This window comes from Candidatus Phytoplasma australasiaticum subsp. ipomoeae, assembly GCF_024425275.1.
Lineage (GTDB): Bacteria > Bacillota_I > Bacilli_A > Acholeplasmatales > Acholeplasmataceae > Phytoplasma > Phytoplasma australasiaticum.
In genome coordinates this window covers 1-1,387 of sequence record NZ_JALQCV010000026.1, presented here as the reverse complement: position 1 = coordinate 1,387, position 1,387 = coordinate 1, and the positions used below count along the sequence as shown (strand labels likewise).

Below are 1,387 nucleotides of genomic sequence, written 5' to 3'. Positions count from 1 at the left end.
AAAACAAGCGTCAGGAATCATTGCCAAATTAGGTTTCGCAGTTCATAAAATCCACTGCATAATTTATTTAGTCCAAAAACTTTTTTGTCATCTTGATGGTACATTGAAAATAATGCCTCAATAAAATTATGACTTTATTTGTGCTGGTATCAACTGTGATTTAATGAAACCTGAAGCGGATGAAAAAGATTATTAACAGAAAATAATTGATTATAAAAATCATCAAGAAGATAAAAAGAAGTACTAAAAAAACAAAAAAACCAGTTATGCTCGCGCTCAACAACATTTCATAGAACCTCAAAAAACACAAAAATATGCTAAATGCTATCAACCAATTATTAATAAATAATGATGAAATAAATTTTCATCATTATTTTATTTAAACATTTCTTTCTTAAAGTTATATAATGGTAGTATATTCAAATTTCCAAATTTGATAATAAGATCTTATTATTATCAGAAAGGTTACGAAATTCGTAAATAAGGAAAACTTTTTGCAAAAATATTTTATTAAAATAATGGTTATTTTATTATTAGGAATAACAATTATGATTATGATTCATAAAAATCATCATTGTACTAGCAAAAATCAATCACCTTTATCTTCTTGGGAATCCGCAAAAGAAACGTTAGATTATTATGAAGCATTTAAAATAAAAAAACTCTTTTCTACTAGACTGAAACGTTCTGCTGAAGAACAACTAATTCCCAAAATTAAAATAACTGCGGCTTGTTTAGAAAAGATTAAAAATTATATTTTTTCGGAACCTATTAATCCTACTTTATTACCAACTGATTTATCAGAACAAGAACAAGAAGAAATTAATAAATTTAAAAATAGTTGGGGATTGTGTTTAGGTTATTTAAACGAAGACAAAGATAAATTCATCAGTGAAGAACAAAAAAAATGTGATGAATACCAATCACAATTAAATATTCTTCCTAAAATGAAATCTTTTGAACAACAAAAATTAGTATTAGAAGAACAACTAGAAACCAAAGAAAAAGAACTTGATAGAAAAACTAACAAAGCAGAAATCAAAAAACTCCAAGATGAAATTTCAGAAATAGTTGGTGAAATTGGCAAAATAAATGTCGAAATTCAAAACTTAGAAGCGATCCGAATAATGTACCAAAATATGTTAACTCGTGCTGAAAATTACAAAAAAATATTAGAAGAACAATATGAAATAGACAAAAAAAAATATAAAGATTCAATTATTTATAAACTAAACAAACTATATGACATTACCTCGGCTGAGGGATAACATAAAAGGAGTTATAAGTTAAAATGATGCAAATAAAAAATAAATTATATCTTTTACCATTATTTTTAATTAATTATTTAGGATTATTCCTGTTAATCAATATTCATCCAGTTATGGCA

General features: G+C 25.0%; 2 protein-coding genes. Both read left to right on the top strand.

Translation table 11 applies throughout. From position 1 onward, the window contains the following. Positions 1–494 precede the first annotated feature (494 nt). Positions 495–1,268 (top strand): effector, encoded by a 774-nt coding sequence (locus NQK76_RS02455; RefSeq protein ID WP_255872750.1) that lies wholly within the window; start codon positions 495–497, stop codon positions 1,266–1,268. A 23-nt stretch (positions 1,269–1,291) separates the two neighbouring features. Further along, a partial coding sequence (locus tag NQK76_RS02625) for an SVM family protein (protein ID WP_320415241.1) occupies positions 1,292–1,387 on the top strand: 96 nt, incomplete at its 3' end.